At 65.6% G+C, this 966-nt stretch carries 2 protein-coding genes; both read left to right on the plus strand.

Going from position 1 to position 966, the window contains the following annotated elements:
- A partial coding sequence (locus HC022_RS27505) for a thioesterase family protein (RefSeq protein WP_368484890.1) occupies window positions 1-207 on the plus strand: 207 nt, incomplete at its 5' end.
- 8 nt (window positions 208-215) lie between these two features.
- Window positions 216-950, plus strand: coding sequence for a class II aldolase/adducin family protein (locus HC022_RS27510; RefSeq protein ID WP_167454489.1), 735 nt, complete (start codon window positions 216-218; stop codon window positions 948-950).
- Window positions 951-966: the final 16 nt, after the last annotated feature.

The following is a 966-nucleotide window of genomic DNA, read 5'->3' on the forward strand; positions in this document are numbered from 1 at the left end:
GGCAAGAAGATGAAGCTCTTTCACCGCATTCTGCAGGAAGACGGCAGCCTTGCGGCCACCATCGAAACGCTCATGCTGCACACCGATCTGACCACTCGCCGCGCCTGCCTGCCCGAGCCGCAGGTGCAGGCGGCACTTGAAACCCTTGCCGCCGCCCATGCCGGACGCCCTGCCCCGGGCGCCGGTGGGTCGGTCGGCCAACGCTGAGAGAGACCATGTCCCCCGAAGAGAAACAGACCCGCGAAGAGTTGGCCGCCTGCTATCGCCTGGCTGCGCTGCACAAGTTCACCGACCTGATCTACACCCACATCACCGCCCGCGTGCCGGGCGAGGACGGGCATTTCCTGATCAACCCTTACGGCTGGCGCTGGGAAGAGATCACCGCCTCGTCGCTCGTCAAGATCGACGTAGACGGCAACAAGGTCGACGGAAGCCCGCACCGGGTGAACCCGGCGGGCTTCACCATTCACTCGGCGGTGCACATGAACCGGCACGATGCGGCATGGATCATGCACACCCACACCCGGGCGGGCGTGGCCGTGTCCTGCATGGAGGAGGGGCTGCTGCCGCTCAACCAGATCTCGCTGCAGTTCCACAACCGCATCGCCTACCATGATTTCGAGGGCATCGCGCTCGATCTGGAAGAGCGTGAGCGCATCGTCGCGGATTTCGGCGCCCACCCGGTGCTGGTGCTGCGCAACCACGGGCTCATCGCCACCGGCCGCAGCGCGGCGGAGATGTTCAACAACATGTTCTACCTCGAGCGCGCCTGCGAAATACAGGTCGCGGCGACCTCCTCAGGCCAGACGCTGCGGCTGGTCGGCGACGACATCGCCGCGCGGGTGCACCAGCAATACGTGCAGATGAACGAGGAAGACGGCGACCTGCAGCTCGAGTGGGATGCCCATCTGCGCTCCATCGACGGGCTGGGCCGCGACTACCGCGCTTGACACCTGCAAGGGTCGC

The organism is Salipiger sp. HF18, assembly GCF_011806505.1.
Taxonomy (GTDB): Bacteria; Pseudomonadota; Alphaproteobacteria; order Rhodobacterales; family Rhodobacteraceae; genus Salipiger; species Salipiger thiooxidans.

Coding starts and splice junctions, on each gene's coding strand:
- HC022_RS27510 (WP_167454489.1), top strand. CDS start 216: ATGTCCCCCGAAGAGAAACAGACCCGCGAAGAGTTGGCCGCCTGCTAT.